Genomic DNA, 23996 nt, shown 5'->3' on the forward strand with positions numbered 1-23996 from the left:
CCGCCGCCGAGCCCATCGCGGTCGTCGGCGCCGCCTGCCGCTTCCCGGGCGGGGCGGCGTCCCCGGAGGAGCTGTGGGAGCTGGTGCGTTCGGGCCGCGACGCGGTGGCCGGCCTCCCCGAGGACCGCGGCTGGGACCTGGGCGCCCTGTACGACCCCGATCCGGACCGGCCCGACACGAGTTACGCGCGCTCCGGCGGCTTCCTGCCCGACGCGGGCGACTTCGACGCGGAGTTCTTCGGCATCAACCCCCGCGAGGCGCTGGCCGCCGACCCGCAGCAGCGGCTGCTGCTGGAGACCTCCTGGGAGTCCCTGGAACGCTCCGGCATCGACCCGCGGACCCTGCGCGGCAGCGCCACCGGCGTGTTCGCGGGACTGGCCTACTTCGGCTACGGCGACCACCACAGCACCCCCGAGGTCATCTCCGGCTACGGCCAGACCGGCTCCCTGCTGAGCGTGGCGTCCGGACGCGTCGCCTACGTCCTCGGACTGGAGGGACCGGCGGTGTCGACCGACACCGCGTGCTCCTCGTCCCTGGTGGCGATCCACCAGGCGGTGCAGTCGCTGCGGCAGGGCGAATGCGGGCTCGCCCTCGCCGGGGGAGTCACCGTCATGGCGACGACGCAGGTCCTGCGCGAGATGTCCCGGCAGCGGGGCCTGGCGCCCGACGGCCGGTGCAAGGCGTTCTCCGACACGGCGGACGGCGCCGGGTTCTCCGAGGGCGCCGGAGTCCTGGTCCTGGAGCGGCTGTCGGACGCGCGGCGCAACGGACGCCGCGTCTGGGCCCTGATCCGGGGCTCGGCGATCAACCAGGACGGCGCGTCCAACGGCCTGACCGCGCCGAACGGCCCGGCGCAGCAGCGGGTGATCCGGGCCGCGCTGGCCAACGCCCGGGTCCGGGCGAGTGACGTCGACGTGGTGGAGGCGCACGGCACCGGTACGAAGCTGGGCGACCCGATCGAGGCCCAGGCACTGCTCGCCACCTACGGGCAGGACCGGGACCGTGACCGGCCGCTGTGGCTGGGGTCGCTGAAGTCCAACATCGGCCACGCCCAGGCGGCGGCCGGTGTCGGCGGGGTCATCAAGATGATCATGGCGATGCGGCACCGGACGATGCCCAAGACCCTGCACGTGGACCGCCCGAACACGCACGTGGACTGGTCGGCCGGGGCGGTGGAACTGCTGACCGGGGCCATGCAGTGGCCCAGTGCCCCGGGCCGGCCCCGGCGGGCGGGGGTGTCCGCCTTCGGCGCGAGCGGCACCAACGCGCACCTGATCCTGGAGGAGGCCCCCGCCGAGGTGACGCCCGCTGCGGACAGGCCTGCCGGCAGCGGGCCGGCCGGGGCAGCACCCCGCGGTGACGCGTCCGCCGCTGCCGGCCGCCCGGCCGGGCATCCCACGACGGTGGTGCCGTGGATCGTCTCCGCGCGCTCCGCCGAGGCGCTGCGGGCACAGGCGCACAGGCTGCACGGCTTCGCCGTCGCGGACCCGCGGGCCGACGTCGCCGCCGTCGGACGCTCGCTGGCGTCGACCCGGGCCCGGTTCGAGCACCGCGCGGTGGTGCTCGGTCACGAGCGGGACGACCTGCTGCGCGGGCTCGCGGCACTGAGCGAGGGCGCCGAGTCCGCCGACGTGGTGCGCGGGATCGCCGGGGAGCCCGGCGGCACCGTCTTCCTGTTCCCCGGGCAGGGCTCCCGCTGGGCCGGCGCGGCGGCAGGGTTGTACGACGCCTTCCCGGTCTTCGCCGAGAGCCTGGACGAGGTGTGTGCCCGCTTCGACGCGCACCTGCCCTTCGCCCTCAAGCCCCTGCTGCTCTCCGGCCGGCCCGCGGACGACCTCGCCGACCGCACCGACATCGCCCAGCCGGCGCTGTTCGCCCTCCAGGTCGCCTTGTACCGCCTGATCACGCGCCACTGCCCGCCCCCGAGCCGGCTGATCGGTCACTCGGTCGGCGAGATCGCCGCCGCCCACGTCTGCGGCGCCCTCGACCTGGACGGTGCCACCCGGCTCGTGGCCGCCCGCGGCAGGATCATGCAGACCGTCGAGGAGCCCGGCGCGATGCTGGCCGTACGCGCACCGCAGGACGAGGTGCGGGCCCTGCTCGCCGCGTACGACCGGGTGGGCGTCGCCGCCGTCAACGGTCCCGCGTCGGTCGTCGTATCCGGTGTCCGCGACCAGGTCCACGCCCTGCGTGACCGGCTGGTCGCCGACGGGACCTCCGCGAAGCTGCTCGCCGTCGGTCACGCGTTCCACTCCCCGCTCATGGACCCCGTCCTGGACGCCTTCGCGGCCTCCCTCGGCGAACTCCGCGGCGGCGCCGCGCAGATCCCCGTCGTCTCGTCCCTGCTGGGCCACGAGGCCACCGCCGCGGAGCTGACGTCGGTCACGCACTGGGTGCGCCACGTACGCGAACCCGTCCGCTTCCACGACGCGGTGCGGCGCGCCCGCGAGTCCGGCGCGGACGTCTTCCTCGACGTGGGCCCCGGCTCCGCCCTCGCGGGCATCACCAAGGAGGCCTTCGCCCACGAGGGCGCGGACGACGCGCTGGTCGTGCCGGTGTCGCGGCGGGACCGCGAGCCCGCGGAGGCGTTCGTCGCCGCGCTGGCCCGGCTGCACGTGCGGGGCGTGGACGTGGACCTGAGCGCACTGCTCCCGGCGGGCGCGCCGGTGGACCTGCCGACGTACGCCTTCCAGCGGCAGCGCTACTGGCTGGACTTCCGGGCCGCCTCGGGCCGGTCGGGCCTGTCCGGAGCCGGACTCACCGCCGCTGATCACCCGCTGCTCGGTGCCGAGGTCGACCTCCCCGGCACCGGCGAGGTCGTCCTCACCGGCCAGTGGTCCCTGCGGACCCACGCCTGGCTGGCCGACCACACGGTGTTCGGCGCGGTCGTGGTACCGGCGACGGCCCACCTGGACCTCGCCCTGTCGGCGGGCCGCCGCGTCGGCGCACCCGCCGTCGAGGAACTCTCCCTCGAAGTGCCCCTGGTCGTCCCGGCCACCGGTGAGGTGAGGGTGCGGATCGTCGCCGGTGCCGCCGACGACACGGGAGGCCGCTCCCTGGAGGTGTTCTCGCACTCCGGCGAGGACGGTCCGGCACCCGGTGGCTGGACCCGGCACGTGACGGGCCGTCTGGCGCCCGGCGCGGCGCCCGCGTCCGGGGCGCCCGAGGACACGGCCCCGCTCGGCGTGTGGCCCCCGGCCGGTGCGCAGCCGGTCGACATCACGGAGCTGTACGACTCCTTCGCGGACGCCGGCTTCGACTACGGCCCCGCGTTCCGCGGTCTGCGCGAGGTGTGGCGCCGGGGCGAGGACCTCTTCGCGACGGCCACGTTGCCGCCGGCGGACGGCACCTCGGCCGACGACGGCTTCGCCCTGCACCCCGCGCTGCTGGACTCCGTGCTGCACGCGGTGGTGGCCGGCGACATCATCGCGGTGGACGGTGCGCGGGGATTCATGCCCTTCTCGTGGAGCGGGGTCGACACGGCCGGGGAATGCGGCCCGGCCGTGCGGGTGCGGATCTCCCCGGCAGGCGACGGTGTCGTGTCCGTGGTGGTCGCCGACGAACAGGGCCGGGCGGTCGCCCGCATCGGTGCGCTGACCTTCCGGCCGGCCGGCCCCGAGCAGGTCCGCGCGGTGCGCGGCGCGCACGGGTCCGCGCTGTTCGAAGTGGAGTGGAAGCCGCTCCCGCTCGGTGAGGGCACGGCCCCCGGCGGGACGCGGATCGTCATCGGAGCGCGGGAGGGCCTGGCGGCCCGGGCCGCCGACGCGGCCGGCCCGTCCGTCGTGCGGTGCGCGTCCCTGGAGGACGCCGTGTCGGGAGGGGCCCTCACGGGCGCGGACCCCGCACAGATCGTCCTCTGCCTGGACGACGATGCCGTGCACGGCCTCCAAGCCGCCCCCGGCCGCACCGACGCAGCCGAGAGCGCCGGTCCGCTCGCCGCAGTCCGGCACACGGGTTCGCGCGTTCTCGACTCGGTCCAGCGGCTCCTCGCCGACGAACGCTGTGCCGGGGCCACCCTGGTCCTGCTCACGCGTCTGGCCCAGGACACCGGTGGCGGACAGGGCGGCGTGAGCCTCCAGGGCGCCTCCGCGTGGGGCCTGCTGCGCTCCGCCCAGACCGAACACCCCGGCCGGTTCCGGCTGGTGGACATCGACGACGAGGCGAGCTCGTGGGAGCGCCTGCCGGACGCGCTCGCCCTCGACGCGGACCAGCTGGCCCTGCGCGACGGGCGGTGCCTCGCTCCCCGCCTGGCACCGTCCTCTCCGGCACACCGGCAGATCGAGCCTCCCCCGGCCGGACCCCACCGGCTCGGCATCCCGGACAAGGGCACACTGGAGAACCTGGCCTGGGTCCCCTGCCCCGAGGTCGAAGCGCCCCTCACCAGCGGGCAGGTACGGGTCGCCGTGCACACCGCGGGGCTCAACTTCCGCGATGTCACGATCGCCCTCGGCCTGGTGGAACGGACCGCCATCGACGCGGGACTCGGCAGCGAGGGCTCCGGGACCGTCCTGGAGGTGGCGGACGACGTGCCGGGCCTGGCCCCGGGGGACCGGGTGACCGGCATCTTCACCGGCGCCTTCGGGCACGTGGCCGTGGCCGATCACCGCCTGCTCGTGCGCGTCCCCGACGGGTGGAGCCACGCGGAGGCGGCATCCGTGCCGGGCGCCTTCCTCACCGCCTATTACGCGCTCGTGCACCTCGCCGGGCTGGAGAAGGGGCAACGGATCCTCGTCCACGCCGCGGCCAGCGGTGTCGGGATGGCCGCCGTCCAGCTGGCGCGGCACCTCGGCGCCGAGACGTACGCCACCGCGAGCCCCGCCAAATGGCCCGCCCTGCGGGCCATGGGACTGGACGACGACCACCTCGCCTCCTCACGGGACCTGGAGTTCGCGGCCGTCTTCCGGCACGCCACCGGCGGCCGTGGCGTGGACGTCGTCCTGAACTCCCTCGCGCACGCCCACGTCGACGCCTCACTGACCCTGCTCCCCGCCGGCGGCAGCTTCATCGAGATGGGCAAGACCGACATCCGCGACCCCGCCCGGGTCGCCGCCGACCACCCGGGCGTCGCCTACCAGGCCTTCGACCTGTACGAGGCGGGCCCCGACCGGATCCACGAGATGTTCCGGGCGGTCATGGACCTGTTCGCCGAGGAGCGGCTGCACTTCAACCCGGTCTCCGTCCGGCACGTCCGCGACGCGCCCACCGCCTTCCGCGAGATGAGCCAGGGACGGCACATCGGCAAGCTCGTCCTCGACCTGGCCGACGACTTCGGCGGCGGGACCGTCCTGGTCACCGGCGGGACCGGTGGCGTGGGATCGCTGGTGGCGCGCCACCTCGTCACGGCGCGCGGGGTCCGCAGCCTGGTGCTGGCGAGCCGCCGCGGCATGGCCGCCGAGGGAGCCGCCGCGCTGGTGTCGGAGCTCGTGGAGGCGGGCGCGGCGGTGAAGGTCGTGGAGTGCGACGTCGCGGACCGGACCGCGGTGGCGGACCTGCTGGCCGGCCTGCCCGGACCCGCTCCGCTGACGGCGGTCGTGCACGCGGCGGGGGAGCTGGCCGACGGCACCGCCGCCGCCCTCACCACGGACGCGCTCGACCAGGCGCTGCGCGCCAAGGCCGGCGGCGCCGCCCACCTCGACGAACTGACCCGCGGGCGCCCCCTGAGCGCGTTCGTGCTGTTCTCCGCCCTCGCCGGAACGCTCGGCGCCGCGGGACAGGCCGCCTACGCAGCGGCCAACGGCTTCCTGGACGCCTTGGCGGTGCGCCGCAGGGCGTCCGGCCTGACCGGCACGTCGCTGTGCTGGGGCTGGTGGGAGCAGCGCAGCGGCATGACCGGGCATCTGGACCGCGCCGACCTGTCCCGGGTGCGGCGGATGGGCGTGGCCGCCATGCCGACCCCCGACGCGCTGGACCTGTTCGACGCGGCGTGCGCGCAGGGCAAGCCGGTGCTCGTCCCGGCCCGGCTGGACCTCGCCGCACTGCGCGCCGTGCCGCGCGACGAACGGCCCGGTCTGCTGCGCGACCTGGCCGACGGAGGCCGGGCCCGCCGTACCCGGACGGCCGCCCCCGAGCGGGCCTCCTCGCCCGGGTTGCCCGCCGCCGTGGCCGCGCTCCCGGATCAGGAGGCGCAGACCGCCGTCCTCGACTTCGTCCGGGAGCAGGTGGCCCTCGTGCTGGGACACCCCACCGGCACGGCCGTCGACGCGGACCAGGCGTTCACGCCCATGGGATTCGACTCGCTGACCTCGGTCGAACTGTGCAACCGTCTGGGCGCCGCGACCGGACTGCGCCTGCCGACCACGCTGGTCTTCAGCTACCCCACGCCGCGCGAACTGGGCCTGCACCTGACCGGCCTGATGCGCCCGGCGGCCCGGACCGAACCGGACGAGGACGCCGCGATCCGGGAAGTGCTGCGGACCGTCCCGATCGACAGGCTGCGCGACGCGGGGCTGCTCGAACCGGTGCTGGCCTGCGCCGGCCCCTCCCGGCCCGACCCCGTGGCCCGGCACGCCCCGCAGGACGGCCACGACGCGCCGGCACTGACGGGCCTCGGCATCGACGCACTGGTCGACCTGGCCCTGGACGAGAGGGGGAAGTGACATGACCGACTCCGCAGACCGCACCGCGGACGGCGCGAACGACGCGGAGCGGGTGCAGCGCGCACTGCGCACCCTGCTGCAGGAACGCGACCGCCTCCGGCAGGAGAACGAGGCACTGAAGGCCCGGCACGCCGAGCCGATCGCCGTGGTCGCGATGGCGTGCCGCTACCCGGGAGGCGTCTCCTCGCCCGAGGACCTCTGGACGCTGGTGCGCGACGGCGTCGACGCCGTGGACGAGTTCCCGCAGGACCGCGGCTGGCGCGACGTCTACGACCCGGACCCCGCCGCCGTGGGTCGTTCCACCACCCGCCAGGGAGGCTTCCTGGACGGCGTGGCGGACTTCGACGCGGGGTTCTTCGGCATCAGCCCGCGCGAGGCGCTGACGGTCGACCCGCACCACCGGCTGCTGCTGCAGACGTCCTGGGAGGCCTTCGAACGGGCCGGCATCGTCCCCGCCGACGTGCGCGGCACCGACGTCGGCGTCTTCACCGGCGTCAGTTCCTCCGAGTACGGCTGGCGCTTCCTGGAGGCGAACCACAGCGAGCTGGAGGGCCACCTGCTGTACGGCAGCGCCCTCAGCGTCGCGTCCGGCCGGGTGGCCTACCAACTGGGTCTGACCGGACCGGCGGTGTCCCTGGACACGGCGTGCTCGTCGTCGCTGGTCGCCCTGCACGTGGCGGCGCAGTCGCTGCGGTCGGGGGAGTGCTCGCTCGCGCTGGCGGGCGGGGTCTCGATGATGCCCACCCCCGCCGTCTTCGTGGAATTCTCCCGGCAGCGTGCGCTGTCCCCCACCGGGCGGTGCAGGGCCTTCGCGGACGGGGCCGACGGCACCGGCTGGGCGGAGGGCGTCGGTGTGCTCCTCCTCGAACGACTGTCCGACGCCCGGCGCAACGGCCGCACGGTACTGGCCGTGCTGCGCGGCAGCGCGGTGAACCAGGACGGGGCCAGCAACGGGCTGACCGCCCCCAACGGCCGGGCGCAGGAGCAGGTGATCCGCACGGCCCTGGCCAACGCGCGGGTCTCCGCCGCACAGGTCGACCTGGTCGAAGCACACGGCACCGGGACCGTCCTGGGCGACCCCATCGAGGCGGGCGCCCTGCTGGCGACCTACGGGCAGGACCGGGAAAGCGACAGACCGCTGTGGCTCGGATCGCTGAAGTCCAACATCGGCCACGCCCAGGCCGCCGCCGGGGTCGGCGGTGTCATCAAGGCCGTGCTGGCCATGCGTCACGGCTGGCTGCCGCAGACGCTGCACGTGGACACGCCATCCCGGCACGTCGACTGGTCGTCCGGGGCGGTCCGGCTGCTGCAGGAGGGGCGCGCGTGGCCCCGGCCGGACGGTCCCCGGCGGGCCGGTGTGTCGTCGTTCGGCGTCAGCGGCACCAACGCCCACGTGATCCTGGAGGAGCCCCCACCGGAGCCGACGGGGCCGGGCGGCCCCGGCCCGGCCGTGGCCGGTGGCCTCGTGCCGTGGGTCGTCTCGGGCAAGGACGCGGCGGCCCTGGCACGGCAGGCGGGCCGGCTGCACGACTTCGCCGCCGCCCGCACCGGCACGGACCTCGCCGACACCGGCTGGTCGCTGGCCTCCGGCCGCTCGCGCTTCGCGCACCGCGCGGTCGTCCTCGGCCGCGACCTGCCGGAACTGCTGAGCGGCCTGGCGTCGCTGCGCGACGGAACGGACTCCGGCGGGGTGGTGCGCGCTGTCGCCGCCGATCTCGGCGGGGTCGCCTTCATGTTCCCCGGCCAGGGCTCGCAGTGGGCCGGCATGGGACGGCAGCTGTACGCCACCTTCCCGGCGTTCGCGCGCTCCCTCGACGCGTGCGCGGACGCCCTCGCCGAGTGGACCGACTGGTCGCTGCTCGACGTGGTGCACGGCACCGCGGGGGCACCCACGCTGGACCGGGTCGACGTGGTGCAGCCGGCCCTGTTCTCGGTCATGGTCTCCCTGGCCGCCCTGTGGCGGTCCTGGGGCGTCGAACCGGCCGCGGTGGTCGGGCACAGCCAGGGCGAGATCGCCGCCGCCCACGTGTGCGGCGCGCTGTCCCTGCGCGACGCCGCGAGGATCGTGGCGCTGCGCAGCCGTGCCCTGACCGATCTCATCGGCCACGGGGGCATGGCATCCGTCACGGAGTCCGCGGACCGGGTCCAGGCGCGCCTGGCACCCTGGGGCGACCGGGTGAGCGTCGCCGTCGTCAACGGCCCCCGCTCGGTGGTGGTGTCCGGAGAACCGGAGGCCCTCGACGAGTTCGTCGAGAAGATGAACGCCGAGGGGATCCAGGCCCGGCGGATAGCGGTGGACTACGCCTCCCACTCGCCGCAGGTGAGCCGGGTGCGCGACCAGGTACTCAGCCGGCTCGCCGGCGTGAGCCCGAAGACGTCCGTCCTGCCCTTCTACTCCACCCTGCACGGCCGGAAGACGGACACCGCGGAGCTCGACGCCGGTTACTGGTACGCCAATCTGCGCGAACCCGTCCGCTTCGAGACCTCCGTGCGGCACCTGGTCGACGACGGGTTCCGGGTGTTCGTGGAGATGAGCCCCCATCCCGTACTGACGTACCCGGTGCAGGAGATGGTGGAGGACCTGGACGACGCCCTGGTCCTGTCCTCCACCCGACGGGACCGGGCGGAGGCCGACGCCGTGCTGGACTCGCTGGCCCGGCTGCACGTCCGCGGCGGGGCCGTGGGCTGGGAGTCCCTGTTCGGCGGGCGGCAGCGCGTGGAACTGCCGACCTATGCCTTCGACCGTCAGCGCTACTGGCTGAGCTCCTCGCACACGGCCGTGACGGTGGAGCTGCCCTCGACGGATCAGGGCCCCGGCGGCGAGGCCCCGGTCTCCCTGCCGGAGCTGCTCGCCGGCCGGTCCGGCGCCGAGGCGGAGGCGATCGTCCTCGGCCACGTCCTCGACCGGGCCGCAGCCGTCCTCGGACACGCCTCGGCCGACGCCCTGGACCCCGACGGGGAGTTCCGGCAGTTCGGGTTCGACTCCCTGCTCTCGGTCGAACTGAGCAAACGCCTCGCCGCCAGCACGGGACTCAGGCTCCGGGCGAACCTGGTGCTGCGCCACCCGTCACCGAGACTGATCGCCCGGCACATCCTGTCCACGATGGCCGAAGGCGGCCCCGCGTGAACGCCCCGGGCGGCGGGCGCGTCGCCCGCCCGCGGGACACCGCGAGCCCGGCCGCGTCCGCCTCCCTGTTCCATCCGTTCCATGGCCTTTGCCGAGGGGTTGATTCGAGTGCGTTCGTTCAGCGCGTCGTCCGCGCACAAGGGAATGTGGCTGGCGCAGAAGATGGCGCCCGACATGCTCAATCACGCGCTGGCCATGTGGGAGGTGGACGGTGAGCTGGACACCCCGGTCATGGACGCGGCCATGCTGCGGGTGCTGCAAGAGGCGGAGGTCCTGCGCGTCGGCTTCGTCGACGACGGCGGCGGCCTGCGCATGGTCCCCCGGGAACTCGGCGACTGGCGGCCGTTCCACCTGGACCTGAGCGGTGAGACCGACCCCGAGCAGGCCGCGCGCGAGGCGCTGGCCCGCATGGTGGCGCAGCCCTACGACCTGGAGCGGGACCTGCTCTTCCGGCTCGGCGTGGTCACCCTCACCCCGGCGCGCTCTCTCGTGGTGATCTCCTACCACCATCTCGTCTCGGACGGCTACGGCGCCGGCGGTCTGCTGTCGCGCCGCATCGCCGAGGTGTACACCGCGCTGGTGAGAGGCTCGCAGGTGCCCGAGCCCGGGCACCCGTGGGACGTCGCGTCCTACGCGGCCCTGGCCGAGGAGTACACCGCCTCGGGGAAGGCCGACGACGACGCCGCCTTCTGGCGCGAGCACCTGGCGGACGCGCCCCCGCCGGCGCAGGTGCCGGGCGTGCCCCTGTCCGACGCGCGGCGCGCCCGGCTCTCCGAGCCGCTGAGCGGCGCCGACCGCTGGTCGGAGGTGGCCGGGGCGATCGGCATGGTGAGCCGGACGCTGACCGTCCCACGCGCCGAGGCGGATGCCTGGACCGAGACCGCCAAGTCCCTCGGCGTGTGGATGTCCTCGCTGCTCACCGCGGCCGCGGCGGTCTTCCTGCGCCACCGCTGCGACCGCCCCGAGTTCCTCCTCTCGCTGGCCGTGGGGAACCGGGCGGGGGCGGCGGGCCGGACACCCGGTCTCGCGGTCAACGTGGTGCCGCTGCGGATGAGCGTCCCGCTCGGGGCGTCGTTCGCGCGGATCGCCGACGCGGTGGTCGACGAGACGTACGAGGTCTTCGGGCAGACCGGCTGCCACTACTCCGACATCCAGCGCGCGTGCGGCACCGTCCTCAGCGGCCGGGGCAGCTTCGGGGCGGTGCTGAACGTCGTGGACTTCGTGGAGCAGCTTCGCTTCGGCGGCCTTCCGGCGCGCTACTTCTCCGCGACCACCGGCACCTTCGACGAACTGTCGATCGGCTTCTGCACCGACGGCACCCCCGACAGCGACCTGTTCCTGCGGCTCGACGCCCCCGCGGACCTGTACTCCCGCGCCGAGCTGCGCGCCGTCGGGGAGGATCTGCTCGACCACGTCCGGGCCGTGCTCGCCGCCCCCGCGCAGACCCCGGTCGGTGCCCTGGCCATGCTGCGCGGCCCCGAGCGGCACCGGCCGCAGGCGGCGGCGAACGAGGCCGGCACGCCGCTTCCGGGCCTGACGGTTCCCGAACTGTTCGACCACCAGGCGGCGCGCGCCCCCGGCGCCGTCGCGATGGTGTCCGGGGACACGACGGTGACGTACGGCGAACTCGCCGAGCGCTCCGGCCACCTGGCCAGGGCGCTGCGCGGCCGGCACGTCGGACCCGAGACGGTCGTTGCGGTGGCGGTGCCCCGGTCGGTGGACCTGGCCGTCGCCCTGCTGGGGGTGGCACGGGCGGGCGGCGCCTACCTGCCGGTCGACCCGGCGGCCCCCGCACAGGGCGGCATCGCGGGCGCGCCCGGCGTCCTGCTCACCGACGCCGCGACCGCCGCGGCACTCCCGGCCGATCCGGACCTGACGGTCCTGCTCCTGGACGAACTGTGCGCCGAGGCCGGCGACGACGGGACCGGCACCGCCCTGCCGCCGCCGTACCCCGACCAGTTGCTGGCCGTGCTTCCCGGCCCGGGGCCGGACGGTTCGGCCACCGAAGCCGCCGTGACGCACCGCACCATGGAGCGGTTCGTCCTGGACCGCAACTGGCGTGAGGGTGCCGGCGGGACCGTGCTGTGGCACGCCCCGCCCACTGCCGGCGCGGCCGCCCTCGACATCTGGGCGCCGCTGCTCCACGGCGGCCGGATCGTGCTGGCCCCGCCGGGGGAGCTGGACGCCGACGCCCTGCCCGGGCTGTGCGAGACGCACGGGATCACCACCGTACGGCTGACGGCGGACGCGTTCTCGGCGCTCGCGGCCCACCGCCCCGAACGTCTCGCCGGACTGCGCGAGGTGTGGACCGGCGGGGACCGCGTCCCGCCGGCCGCGGTGCGGCGCGTGAGGGAGGCCTGCCCGGACCTGACCGTCGTCGACGTCCACGGTCCGGTGGAGGCGGCCTCGTTCGCCCTGCGGCATCCCCCGGCCGCCGAAGCGCCCGGCGACCCGGCACACGCGTACGGCAGCCCCCTGGACCACACGGCACTGCACGTCCTGGGCCCGGGGCTGGTGCCGGTCCCGCCCGGGGTGGCGGGGGAGCTGTACCTGGCCGGGCCCGGCGTGGCGCGCGGTCGTCCGGGACGGCCCGGGCAGACGGCCGCGCAGTTCGTGCCCTGCCCGTTCGGCCCGCCCGGCGCGCGGATGTACCGGACCGGGCACCGGGTGCGCCGGGACGAGGAGGGCCGCTTCGCGTACGTGGGACGGGCCGGTGCCCAGGCGGACGTGCGCGGTTTCCGCATCGAGCCGGCCGAGGTCGAGGAGGTCCTGTCCGAGCATCCCGGGCTCGCCCGGGTGCTCGCCGAGGTCACACCGGACGGGGCCGGGCAGCGGAGGCTGGTGGCCTACGTCGTTCCGGGCGGTGCGGCCGCCCCGACGGTCGAGGAACTCCGCGCGTTCGCCGCGGGGCGGCTGCCGGAGGCGATGGTCCCCTCGGTGTTCGTCGTGCTGGACCGTCTGCCGGTCACGGCGGACGGCCGGACGGACCGCGCGGCCCTGCCCGAGCCGCCGTCCGACGGCGACTCCTACCGGGCACCGCGCAACCACACCGAGCGGGTCCTGGCCGGGGCGTTCGCCGACGTGCTGGAAGTGGAACGGGTCGGTATCGACGACGACTTCTTCGACATCGGCGGCAACTCGCTGCGGGCGATCCGCCTCGTCGGCCTGATCCGCGCCGAACTGAACCAGGAGGTGTCCATCCGCAAACTGTTCGCGGCGCGCACCATCGCCGGTCTTTCGGACCTCTGGGGAGACGTGGCCCCGTCGAGCCGGCCCGCTCTGCGCAGGAGGACCAAGGACGGCCGGATGCTGTGAGGCCGCGGGCGGACCGCCGCCCATTCCCCCTCGTGCTCCGGCCCGGGACAATGGGAGGAGACGACTTCGCTGTCCCGCCGACGGGACACACGCCGGCCGAGTCCGGCGCACGTGAAGGCCCCTCGCGCCGCATCGGGCCGGCGGCGCGACCGAGGGACGTCACAGCCCGCCCCACGTCGGTTCTTCTGGGCGCGGAAGATCACCGGTCGACGATGCGGACGGCGCATCGCGCAGCCATGCCAGCGGGAGAATCCTCTATGACTCAGCGTGAACACCCCATCTACGACGTGGTCGGCATCGGGTTCGGTCCGTCCAACCTGTCGCTCGCCATCGCCCTGCGGGAACACTGGACGAGCGGCCAGGAGGGGGAGGTCAGCGCTCTGTTCCTGGAGCGGCAGTCCTCCTTCGGCTGGCACCGCAACATGCTGCTGCCGTCGGCGACCATGCAGATCTCCTTCCTCAAGGACCTGGTCACTTTCCGTAATCCGACGTCGAGTTACAGCTTCGTCGCGTTCCTGCACGCGTCGGGGCGGCTCCCGCAGTTCGTCAACAACCAGGACTTCTTCCCCACACGCGAGGAGTTCCACCAGTACCTGGAGTGGGCACAGGACCGTGTCGCCGACCGGGTCCGGTACGGCTCGGAGGTGACGTCGATCCGGCTCGTCCCGGGCGACACCCCGGAGGCGGACCGCCTGCGGCTGGAGATCGCGGACGGGGGGCACCGGGCCGGGCGCGTGATCGACACGCGGAACGTGGTGGTCTCCACGGGCCTGGTCCCGAGCATGCCCGAGGGGGCCGAACGGGACGAACGCGTATGGCACAGTTCCGAGTTCCTGGACAAGTACCGCCGGATGGATCCGTCGGCGCTGCGGCGGGTGGCGGTGGTCGGTGCGGGCCAGAGCGCAGCCGAGATCACACGGTTCCTCCACGACGAGCTTCCGCACGCCGAGGTGTACTCGGTCATCCCCTCCTACGGGTACTCCGTCGCGGACGACACCCCCTTCGCGAACCAGATCTTCGACCCCGGCGCCGTCGACGACTACTACTTCGGCACCGACCAGACCCGTGAGGCGTTCTGGCGCTACCACCGCAACACCAACTACTCGGTCGTCGACGACGAGGTGATCCGCGACCTGTACCGCAGGGCGTACGACGGCGAGGTACGCGGAAGCAAGCGGCTGCAGTTCCTGAACCTGACGCGGGTCACCGGCGTCAAGCGTGTGGGCGCCGAGACGCGCGTCTCCCTCCAGGTGGGACCCGACGCCGAGGTGCGTGAACTCGACTGCGACGCGCTCGTCTGCGCGACGGGGTACAAGGGGATGGAGCCCACCGGCCTGCTCGGCGAGCTCGACCGCTACTGCGTGCGCGACGGTGACGGCCGCTACCGGGTCGAGCGGGACTACCGTGTCGTCACCGACCCGGAGTTGCGGTGCGGCATCTATCTGCAGGGCGGCACCGAGCACAGTCACGGCCTGACGTCCTCGCTGCTGTCGAACATCGCCGTCCGCAGCGGCGAGATCGCTGATTCGATCGTCGCCCGGCGTGCCGGGCGGATCGCCGGAAGTCCGGTCACCGTTCCCGCCGAGGTCGGTGGCGACTTCCTCTGAACGCCCGACCGACGAGGGGAACGCCGATGAGCAGCCTGGCCGAAGAACGGTGGATACGCCGCTTCCACGACGACGACGGGTGTGCGACGAAGCTCGTCTGCTTCCCGCACGCCGGCGGGTGGGCGAGCGCTTACGGTGGCTGGGCCGCGCGGCTGCCGTCCGATGTCGGCGTGTTCGCCGTGCGGTATCCGGGCCGCGAGGACCGGCTCGGCGATCCGTTCCCTCCCGGGCTGGAAGCCCTGGCGGACGAGGTGGTGGAGGCACTCGACGAGCTGTCGCGGCATCGGCTGGTGCTGTTCGGCCACAGCATGGGTGCCTCGGTGGCCCACGAGGTGGCAGTGCGCCTCCACGAGCTGGGACGCCCCCCGGCCGCGCTGTGCGTGTCCGGCAGGCGCCCGCCGCAGCTGCTGGACGGCCGGCGCCGCCTGTTCGGCACGGACGAGGAGATCGTCGCGGGGCTCCTGCGCTTCGACGAGAGCAGGGCCGCCGTCTTCGCGGAGCCGGAACTGCGCGAGGTCCTGATGCCGGCGATCCGCGCCGACTACCGGATGGTGGACGAGTACGCCGGAGGCGACCGTCCTCCGCTGGACTGCCCGGTGTACGGCTACACGGGCGAGGACGACTCCGAGGTGAGCCCGGAGCAGATGCACGGCTGGGCCGGTGTGACCAAGGGCGCGTTCCGGCTCCTGGTCCTGCCCGGCGGGCACTTCTATCTCCGGGCCGAGGAGGCCGCCGTGCTGGCGGGTCTGAGGGACGCGCTCCGGCCTGTGAGGAATCTCGTGGAGAAGGCCTAGACGCGGGCCCCGGAGACCGGGGGATTTTTCTCTCCGGGGCCCGCGCGTTACGGCACCGGGCCATGGTGGCGCGGTGGTGTCAGCATGGCACCTGTTTGGCTCCATGGCAAGCCCCGTCGTCGGGGGGTCGGGTGCGGGGTGCCCCTTCCGAGGTCGAAGACTCTCGCTTGAGCGGACCGGTAGCCGCGCCGCGACCAGGTCATTGGGCTGGAGTCGACGTCCTGGCGTCGATGTTGCGCCAGGGTGGCGCAATCCGGCGCTAGACGTGGCGCCAGATGATGTCATCATGGCGCTGGTTCGGCGTGCCGCCGACCGTCCGCACTCACCGGAGTTGAATCCCTTGGCCACCTTGCTCTACCGCATCGGCCGCTTCGCCTTCCGGCGGCGAGGCCTCACCGTCCTGCTGTGGTTCCTCGTCCTCGGCGGTGTCGGCGCCGCCGCGTCGACCGCCCCGCCCCCGCCCGCCGACACCTTCTCCATGCCGGGCACGGAGTCGCAGAAGGCCGTCGACCTGCTGAACGAGAAGTTCCCGGCCGCCGGTGCCGACGGAGCGTCGGCCCGGGTCGCGATCCGCGCGCCGGGCGGTGGGAAGGTCACCGATCCCGGTGTCAGGAAGAGCGTTGCCGCGCTCGTCGCCGACCTGGCCAAGGCCCCACAGGTGGCCGCCGCCACCGACCCGTTCACGTCGGACGCCGTCAGCGAGGACGCCACCACCGCCTACACGGTCGTCACCTACGAGGTGAGCGCCCTGGAGGTGTCCGACAAGGCACACGACGCCCTGCTCGAAGCCGCCGACGACGGCCGCGCGCGCGGGCTCACGGTCGAGATGGGCGGCGACGCCGTCCCCGTGGAGCAGGCGGCAGGCGGCACCGCCGAGAGCATCGGCGTCGCCGTCGCCGCCCTCATCCTGCTGGTGACCTTCGGTTCACTGGTCGCGGCGGGCATGCCCCTGCTCACCGCCGTCATGGGGGTCGGCATCGGCGTCAGTGCCATCGGCGCCCTCGGCAGCACGCTCGGCCTCTCCTCGACCAGCACCACCCTGGCCCTGATGATCGGGCTGGCCGTCGGCATCGACTACGCCCTGTTCATCGTCTCCCGCTACCGCACCGAGCTGCTCGAGGGCCTGGACCGGGAGGAGGCCGCAGGGCGGGCGGTCGGTACGGCGGGCTCGGCCGTGGTCTTCGCCGGCCTCACCGTCATCGTCGCCCTGGCCGGCCTCGCCGTCGTCGACGTCCCGATGCTCACGAAGATGGGCCTCGCGGCGGCCGGCACCGTCCTGATCGCCGTGCTGGTCGCGGTGACCTTCGTCCCCGCGCTGCTCGGCTTCGCCCCGGTCCGGGTGCTGCGCCGCGCCGATCGTCACCTGATCACGGGCAAGCCGCTGTCCGAGCGCCGTCAGCGCAAGGCTGCCCGGGCAGCGGCCCGGCAGCGGCCGAACCTCGGTTCCCGCTGGGCGGGTTTCGTCCTGCGCCGCCCTCTCGTCGTCCTGCTGGTCGGCGTGGTCGGCCTCGGCGTCGTCGCCGTGCCCGCGACCCGCCTCGAACTCGGGCTGCCCGGTGAGGGCACGATGGCCCCCGACACCACCCAGCGCAAGGCCTACGACATGCTGTCGGAGTCCTTCGGCCCCGGTTTCAACGGCCCCCTGCTGGTCACCGTCGCGGCGGACGAGGCCCGCGGCGTCGGGAAGGACCTCGCCGCCGAGCTGTCCGGTGAACCCGGAGTGGCCGAGGTGGGCCCGGTCGTGCCGAACACTGCGGGCGACACCGCGATCATCAGCGTCGTGCCGGAGGGGGGTCCCACGGACGACCGCACCCGGCGTCTGGTCGAGAAGTTGCGTGACGACCTGTCGGGCTTCGCGCGCACCCACGACGCCGAGATCCTGGTCGGCGGACAGACGGCCATGTTCCTGGACTTCTCCCGGACCCTCGACGACGCGCTGCTTCCGTACCTCGCGCTCGTGGTGGGACTCGCCTTCCTGCTGCTGGTCCTCGTCTTCCGCTCGTTCACCGTGCCGCTGAAGGCCGCTCTCGGTTTCCTGCTGTCGGTGTCCGCGGCGCTGGGTGCCGTCGTGGCGATCTTCCAGTGGGGTTGGTTCGCCGACATCGTCGGCGTGGACCAACCGGGCCCGATCATGAGCACGATGCCGATCATCATGATCGGAGTGGTGTTCGGACTCGCCATGGACTACGAGGTCTTCCTGGTGACCCGGATGCGCGAGGCCTTCGTCCATGGGGAGCCGACCCCGCAGGCAGTCGTCACCGGCTTCCGGCACGGCGGCCGGGTGGTCGCCGCGGCAGCGCTCATCATGACCAGCGTCTTCTCCGGGTTCATCATGGAGGACAACGTCTTCGTGCGGATGATCGGCCTGGGGCTGGCGCTCGCGGTGCTCTTCGACGCCTTCGTCGTCCGCATGGCCATCGTCCCCGCCCTCTTCGCTCTCCTCGGCGACCGCGCCTGGTGGCTGCCGCGGTGGCTCGACCGCGCCCTGCCCGACATGGATGTGGAAGGGGAGAAGCTGTCGCATCGGCCCCCGGCCGCGCGGCGGGAGGTGCCGATCCCGTGACCGGCTCGCGCGGCGGCCGGACGCCGGCCGCCGCGCCGCTAGGGCAGCCGCAGCGCCGGCCTGCGATGCGGCGGCGTGGTGGCACCGTGCAGGCTGCGGAAGGTGTACGCGGCGGAGATCAGCGCCATGTGGTGGTACCAGCCCGGAAACGAACGCCCCGCGAAATCCAGCAGTCCGAAGTCCTGTCTCAGGGCATCCAGCACGGCCGTGGTCCCACCGGTCAGCGCGGCGGTCTCCGCGACCGTGCCGGGGGAGTGATGGACCAGACTCGTCAGCCACAGGCGGCCCGTCGTGCCGGTGTCACCTCCGCCGGCGAAGAGCCGGTAGGGAGGGCCGGGCGAGTGCCCCGAGGAACTGCCCGGCAGGTGAACCAGCACCGAGGGCGGGCCACTCGTCCGCTGGGGCCCGTCGGGTGGGGCGAGGGTGTCTCCCTCAGGTCCCTGCCCGCGGAACAGACTCCGCGCACTGACCCGTTTCGGGGAGGCCTCGCCGGTGGGGACCACGGCCAGTTGCGGCGGCACCGCGACGATGACGTCCCGGCGCCGCATGGCGAGCCCGCGCACCAGGTACCCCACGTCGGGCTCGTTGCTCATGTCGGCGAGGACCACGGCGGACGGCGAGTCCAGACGGGCCGACAGCCGGTCGACGAGCCGCAGCGCGTGTGCCCATACCGGCAGGTACTGCTCGGAGTCCGGAATGCGCGCGTCGTGGCGCCGCTCGGAGTTCTGTGTCCATGCCTGCGGCAGGTACAGGGACCAGTCGACGGGAATCTGCGCCGTGCCCACGTGGAGGAAGGAGCCCAGTCCCAGCTGGCAGTTGAGCGTACGGCCCGAGTGCAGATCGAACCGGCGGTGGACGCCCACCGACTTGTCACCCCTTTTGGGCAGGACGGTTCGGCCGATGGACCACACTGCCCCGGGACACCGGCGCGCCGCCCAGAGAGTGATCTCCTCCATCACGTCGTCGAAGTTCCACGGGCTGAGGCTGACGAACTGACGCAACGACTGGACGACGGACGGATCGCGGGATATTCCGGCGGCGATCCTGCGTACCGTCTTCTTGCCCGGTGTGGTGAGTAAGCCGCTCAGATAGGCGTGGGCGCACTTGCGTTGATCGATCCGGCGTAAGCTCTTGAAGATCGTCTTGCTGAAGTGTTCCAGCGTTGCATCTGAATCGTCGGTTTCCGCCGCATGACGTATTGGCGACGAAGGGTGCGATGGGGCCGTTTCCATTCGGCGACAACTCCCCCGAGTTTTCAGGCCATGTGAAGGTTGAGTGTAGGACGCGCTGCACAGTGGCGCCACTGTTGAGTCAGATGGCTTGATCTGGCACCTCGCATGGCGCGGAACCCGGGCATCGAGGGGTGCCGGACCGTTGGAGCCCTGCACCGCGTCACCGCCGTGGTGTCGGCGCACGCGCCCCCGACCCCTTGGCCATTGGGGTGGGGTCGCGGCCGTCGGCGGACCTCGACGCGACCTCGAAGTGCGTGTGACGGTGCATCAGATGCAGGTCGGAGGCGATGTGTTGGCCGAAGTGCGCCTCGTGCCTACCCCACATCACGCCATCCGTGGCCGCTGGGCGGAGTCAATAGAACGTTCGAACTCCGCAAAGTAGTACTCGATGGTGCCAAGATCCTTGAACTGGTGCCGCGGCTGGGATCTACTCAGGGCCGCAGCACGTCCCGCCTCCACCGAGAACCGGTCATCGTCGGCTTTTCTCGAGTCGACACCATTCAGTGGCGGAACGTGGCCGACGTTTGTTGTACGCGTGCCATGAACGACGCGAATGCTTCCACTGTCGAGGGACGCAATCGCGCGAAAACAGTCGGGGTAACAGCACGTCGATACGGGGGCATGATGGCGAATCAGGTCGAAGAATGCTCGGAACCCAAGACCGTCATATTCGGTAGAGCCGCGGGCGCTGCCTCGCACAGCCGCAGAGGCAGGGAGGCGGAGCAGCGGCGCGAGCAGGTGCTCACGACGAAGGTGGGGTTGCACATACCCGCCGGACTCGCCTTCGCGGAGTGGGAAAACGCCGGACGTCAGCTCTCCGGGCTGCTCAACTCCTCGTCCTGGTGGCTGGGAGACTGGCTCGTATACGGCAAGGCCCACTATGCCGACCGCTACGAGCGAGGCATCCGGGCCGCCGGCCTCCAGTACCAGACGCTGCGCAACTACGCCTGGGTCTCCCGGCGGTTCGACCTGGAGCGGCGGCGGTCCGCCCTCAGCTTCCAGCATCACGCGGAGCTGGCCTCGCTGCCCGTCGACGAGCAGGAGACCTGGCTGGACCGCGCCGAACGAATGCAGTGGAGCACCAAGCAGCTGCGCAACGCCATCCGCAGCGAACGCCAGGGCTCCTCGCCGCAGCCGGACGTCGCGGCGACGACCCGCCGGCTCGCCGTGCCCGACAACCGGCTCCAGTGGTGGCACAAGGCGGCGGTGCAGGCGGGCACCGAGCTGGAGGACTGGGTGATGGCCACGCTCGACGCGGCCGCCAGCCGGCTGCTTGAGGACCCCGGCCGGCGGCTGTCCCTGGAGTAGCGATGTGCCCCGAGCTGCGCCCCCCGCGGACCCGCTGTCTCGCGCTGTCCCGCCGACGGGACAGCGCGATCCGCTCACGACGTGCCGTCCCGTCCTCCCCGTGTGGACGGGGCGCAGGCGTTTTCCCAGATAATCCGAGACGCGCTGAGAAGGAAAGTGCGTCCCCCGTCGAAAACGGATGGCCCGAGTGTCGCCGTATTCGAGGGCAATCACGCTCCCCAGGTCCTTCCGGTGCTGCTTCAATATGTCAGCCATTGCTGCAGGAAAGACGGGAGCGAAATGACGCACACGTATTCGGGGAATGCCGCGGGCAGTGTCCGTGCCGCATCGCCGCGCCGTTATCTGATGTGCCGCCCCACGCACTTCGACGTCACGTACTCGATCAATCCCTGGATGGACCCCGGCAGACCCACGTCGGCCGGGACGGGCCTCGGCCAGTGGAAACGGCTGCACGACGTGTTCGTCGGCCTGGGGCACGAGGTGGAACTCATCGACCCGGTGCCCGGACTGCCGGACATGGTGTTCGCGGCGAACGGTGCCACGGTCATCGACGGCAAGGTCCTCGTCGCCCGGTTCCGGCACCCCCAGCGCACCGACGAGGCACAGGCGTACCTGGACTGGTTCGGCCGCGGCGACTGGTCCGAGGTCCGGCAGGCCGAGTACGTCAACGAGGGCGAGGGCGACTTCCTGTTCGCGGGCGGAGAGATCCTCGCGGGGACCGGCTTCCGGTCCGACCCCCGGGCACACGACGAGGCGCGCGAGTTCTTCGGCCGCCCCGTGGTGAGCCTGACGCTCGTCGACCCGCGCTGGTACCACCTGGACACCGCGCTCGCCGTGCTGGGCGACGGGCACGTCATGTACTACCCGGCGGCGTTCTCCGCGGAGAGCCGCGCGCTGCTGTCCGAGCGCTTCCCCGACGCCGTCCTGGCCGGCGAGGCCGACGCCGCCGTCTTCGGCCTCAACGCGCTGTCGGACGGCCGCAACGTCGTCCTGCCGCGCCAGGCCGTGGGGCTGGCGGGGCAGCTGCGCGAGCACGGCTACACGCCCGTGGGGGCCGACCTGAGCGAGATGCTGAAGGCGGGCGGCAGCGTCAAGTGCTGCACGCTCGAACTGCGTACCCGCTAGGCGGAAACGTCCGAGGGGCCCGGCTCCCAGCGGGAGGCGGGCCCCTCGGCAGGGCCGGACGGCCGGGTGCCGCGCCCCGGCCGGCCGGTCTCAGGGCCCCGAGCGGGGCAGCCGGCCCATCAGTTCCGCCGTTTCCCGGTGCCGGCCGCACTCCCGCCCGCTGAAGGACTTCTGCACGCGCTCGCGCACGTCGGCGGGCTGCTCCTGGCTGAGCTTGAACATGCCCTGGGCGCCCGTCACCGAGATCCGGAAGGCGCCGACGCCGGCCACGATGCTGCGGAAGTACTCGACCGACTCCGACTGGTCCCAGCCGTCGCCGAACCGGTCCTCGAAGGACAGTGCCGTGGCCCGCACGACATCGAGCGTCTCCTCCAGCGAGTCGATCTTCTCGACCACGCCGCGCACATGGGCCGAGGTGAAGTTCCACGTCGGCGCGGCCGGTGAGGTCTCGTACACCGTGGGGGAGACATAGGCGTGCGGACCGGTGAAGGCGAGCAGGACGACGTCGCCCGTGCTCAGCGCCCGCCAGTGGGGGTTGGCCCTGTTCATGTGCCCCAGCAGCGTGGCGCCCACCAGGTCGTCGGGCCAGTCGCGGGTCGTCCCCGGGTCGGGAATCACGGGAAGGTGCGTGGCGAAGGGACCCTCGTCGGCACTTCCGTTGATCACCGCCAGCGCCAGGGGATTCCGGCGGATCAGGTCGGCTATCCAGGAACCGTCCGGTTCGCGATAGTGACTGGGAACGAACACCCGGACATCACACTCCTCCGTGGTCGGTTTCCGAAAACAGTTCGGTCGCTTCCGGATCTGGGTGCACAGTACGTCGACGACGCATTTCCGAGGCCTTTTCGAGGACCTTTCGCGATGCCGTACGCGGACGGAAGACCGGAATTCCGGGGCCGTCCACCGGGCGTGGGAAAGGGGACGCACGGGCCGCGGCGGCTGTGCCCTCTAGCAGTACTCGGCCTCCAGGATGGGGAGCACGGTCTCCGCCCCCCAGCTGCTGTTGTAGTTGACGGTGATTTGGTGGCCGCCGTCCTCGGTGGTGGCGGCCAGGGTGATCCACCCCGGCATGCCCCCGTCGTGGTACCAGAACGGCACGCCGCAGCTCGTCGTGAACCGTTCGATGCCGAGCCCGTAGGCCGACCCGGGGAAGTCGGGGTTGTCGACTGTGGTCCGCATCGCCTTCAGCTGACGGGGCGGCAACAGCCTGCCGCTCATCAGGGCCCGGTAGAACCGGTTCAGGTCGCCGGCACTGGAGATGATGTCACCGTCGCCCCAGCCCTGGGATCCGTTCATCTCGGTGACGTCGTCGACCCGGTCGGGCGCCGAGGGGAAGAGCCGGGCGTAGCCGCGGCTGCTCGGCCGGGGCAGGCCGGAGTTCTCGCCCGGGTGGGACGTCGCCTTGAGCCCCAGCGGCCGGATGATCCGCTCGCGCACCTCGTCCTCGTAGGGCCTGCCCGCGACCTTCTCGACGATCAGCGCGGCCAGGATGTCGTTGGTGTGCGAGAACCAGTGCCGCGCGCCGGGCTGGAACGGCGGCTCGTGGGAGAGCGCCACCCGCACCCGTTGCCCGGGCGTCACGGTGTCGTAGCGGTGCCGCAGGAATCCCTCACCCGTCATGTACGTCGCGACGTACTCCTCGTCGGCGAGGTAGTCGAACAGGCCGCTGGTGTGGTTGAGGAGCTGCCGCACGGTGATGCGCCGGCCGTCGTTGCCGTTGCCCCGCACCAGCCCGGGCAGGTGGTGCTCGACGGTGTCGTCGAGCCGGAGCCGTTGCTCCGCCTCCATCTGCAGCAGGACGGTCGCCACGAACGTGTCGGTGATGGTGCCCACCCGGAACCGGTCGTTCTTGCCGCGCGGTGTGCCCGTTCTCAGGTCTCCGACTCCGGCTGTCGAGGACCACACGCCGTCGGCGTCCCGCGCCTGGGCGGTGATGCCGGGGACACCGGCTGCCACGGCCGCGTTCAGCGCCCGCTGCGTTGCCTCGTGACCGGCCGCCGCGGCACGGGCGTCCTGCGATGCCCGGGCGGGAGCCGTGAAGGCGGTGGCCACCAGCACGGTGGTCGCCGCCACAGCGACCGTGCCGGCCTTGAGGCGCTTGCGAATCGTCATGCGTGCTCCTGGAGTCGTTCGTCATCGGCTGTGCGGTCCGTAGCCGGACGGCGCCCGCGGGAGGGCGGGTGGGTGCCGCGGGTGCGGGTGGACCGGGCGGCGCGCTCGGACGCCGGGCGGCTTGGCAGGCACCGGATCCCGGTGTCTGCCCGGCACCGCCCGGCTCCGCGTCCGCCGTCCCGCCGGGTACGCGGCAGGACCTCAACGGTCCGTGCGT

10 protein-coding genes and 1 pseudogene are annotated in these 23996 nt (G+C 73.0%); 8 read left to right on the forward strand and 3 right to left on the reverse strand.

The genetic code is table 11. The annotated features are described in order from the left end of the window. Positions 1-14: 14 nt before the first annotated feature. The 6 genes and pseudogenes from CHR28_RS09870 (at position 15) to CHR28_RS09895 (ending at position 18002) form a co-directional block, all read left to right on the forward strand. On the forward strand, positions 15-6596 hold the full coding sequence (locus CHR28_RS09870; RefSeq protein ID WP_441351035.1) for a type I polyketide synthase: 6582 nt from the start codon (positions 15-17) through the stop codon (positions 6594-6596). A 133-nt stretch (positions 6597-6729) separates the two neighbouring features. Beyond that, positions 6730-9723: pseudogene (locus CHR28_RS09875) on the forward strand (type I polyketide synthase); the annotation flags it as partial. 108 nt (positions 9724-9831) lie between these two features. Then, positions 9832-13038 carry an AMP-binding protein gene (locus CHR28_RS09880; protein ID WP_256984201.1) on the forward strand — a complete coding sequence of 1069 codons (3207 nt, stop codon included), beginning with the start codon at positions 9832-9834 and terminating at the stop codon, positions 13036-13038. Between the two features lie 257 nt (positions 13039-13295). Beyond that, the gene (locus CHR28_RS09885; RefSeq protein ID WP_094053154.1) at positions 13296-14645 is read left to right on the forward strand and encodes a lysine N(6)-hydroxylase/L-ornithine N(5)-oxygenase family protein; all 1350 of its coding nucleotides are present in this window, start codon (positions 13296-13298) and stop codon (positions 14643-14645) included. Between the two features lie 26 nt (positions 14646-14671). Next, the gene (locus CHR28_RS09890; RefSeq protein WP_094053155.1) at positions 14672-15439 is read left to right on the forward strand and encodes a thioesterase II family protein; all 768 of its coding nucleotides are present in this window, start codon (positions 14672-14674) and stop codon (positions 15437-15439) included. A gap of 286 nt (positions 15440-15725) precedes the next feature. Next, entirely contained in the window at positions 15726-18002 is a 2277-nt protein-coding gene (locus CHR28_RS09895) for an MMPL family transporter (protein ID WP_094053156.1), read from the forward strand. 38 nt (positions 18003-18040) lie between these two features. Here the strand turns inward: CHR28_RS09895 and CHR28_RS09900 are convergent, their stop codons facing one another. Continuing rightward, a complete protein-coding gene (locus CHR28_RS09900; RefSeq protein ID WP_094053157.1) occupies positions 18041-19234 on the reverse strand; it encodes an IS701 family transposase in 1194 nt (397 codons plus the stop codon). A gap of 753 nt (positions 19235-19987) precedes the next feature. Here CHR28_RS09900 and CHR28_RS09905 point away from each other — a divergent pair. Then, the gene (locus tag CHR28_RS09905; protein ID WP_256984202.1) at positions 19988-20542 is read left to right on the forward strand and encodes an LmbU family transcriptional regulator; all 555 of its coding nucleotides are present in this window, start codon (positions 19988-19990) and stop codon (positions 20540-20542) included. 279 nt (positions 20543-20821) lie between these two features. Then, positions 20822-21667 carry a dimethylargininase gene (gene ddaH / locus CHR28_RS09910; protein WP_179272375.1) on the forward strand — a complete coding sequence of 282 codons (846 nt, stop codon included), beginning with the start codon at positions 20822-20824 and terminating at the stop codon, positions 21665-21667. 90 nt (positions 21668-21757) lie between these two features. Here ddaH and CHR28_RS09915 read toward each other — a convergent pair whose 3' ends face one another. Together CHR28_RS09915 and CHR28_RS09920 are read right to left on the reverse strand one after the other, a co-directional pair. Continuing rightward, the gene (locus tag CHR28_RS09915) at positions 21758-22414 is read right to left on the reverse strand and encodes an FMN-binding negative transcriptional regulator (RefSeq protein ID WP_094053160.1); all 657 of its coding nucleotides are present in this window, start codon (positions 22412-22414) and stop codon (positions 21758-21760) included. 201 nt (positions 22415-22615) lie between these two features. Next, a complete protein-coding gene (locus CHR28_RS09920) occupies positions 22616-23779 on the reverse strand; it encodes a serine hydrolase domain-containing protein (RefSeq protein ID WP_094053161.1) in 1164 nt (387 codons plus the stop codon). Positions 23780-23996: the final 217 nt, after the last annotated feature.

Source organism: Streptomyces sp. XY006 (assembly GCF_002237655.1).
GTDB classification, from domain to species: Bacteria; Actinomycetota; Actinomycetes; order Streptomycetales; family Streptomycetaceae; genus Streptomyces; species Streptomyces levis.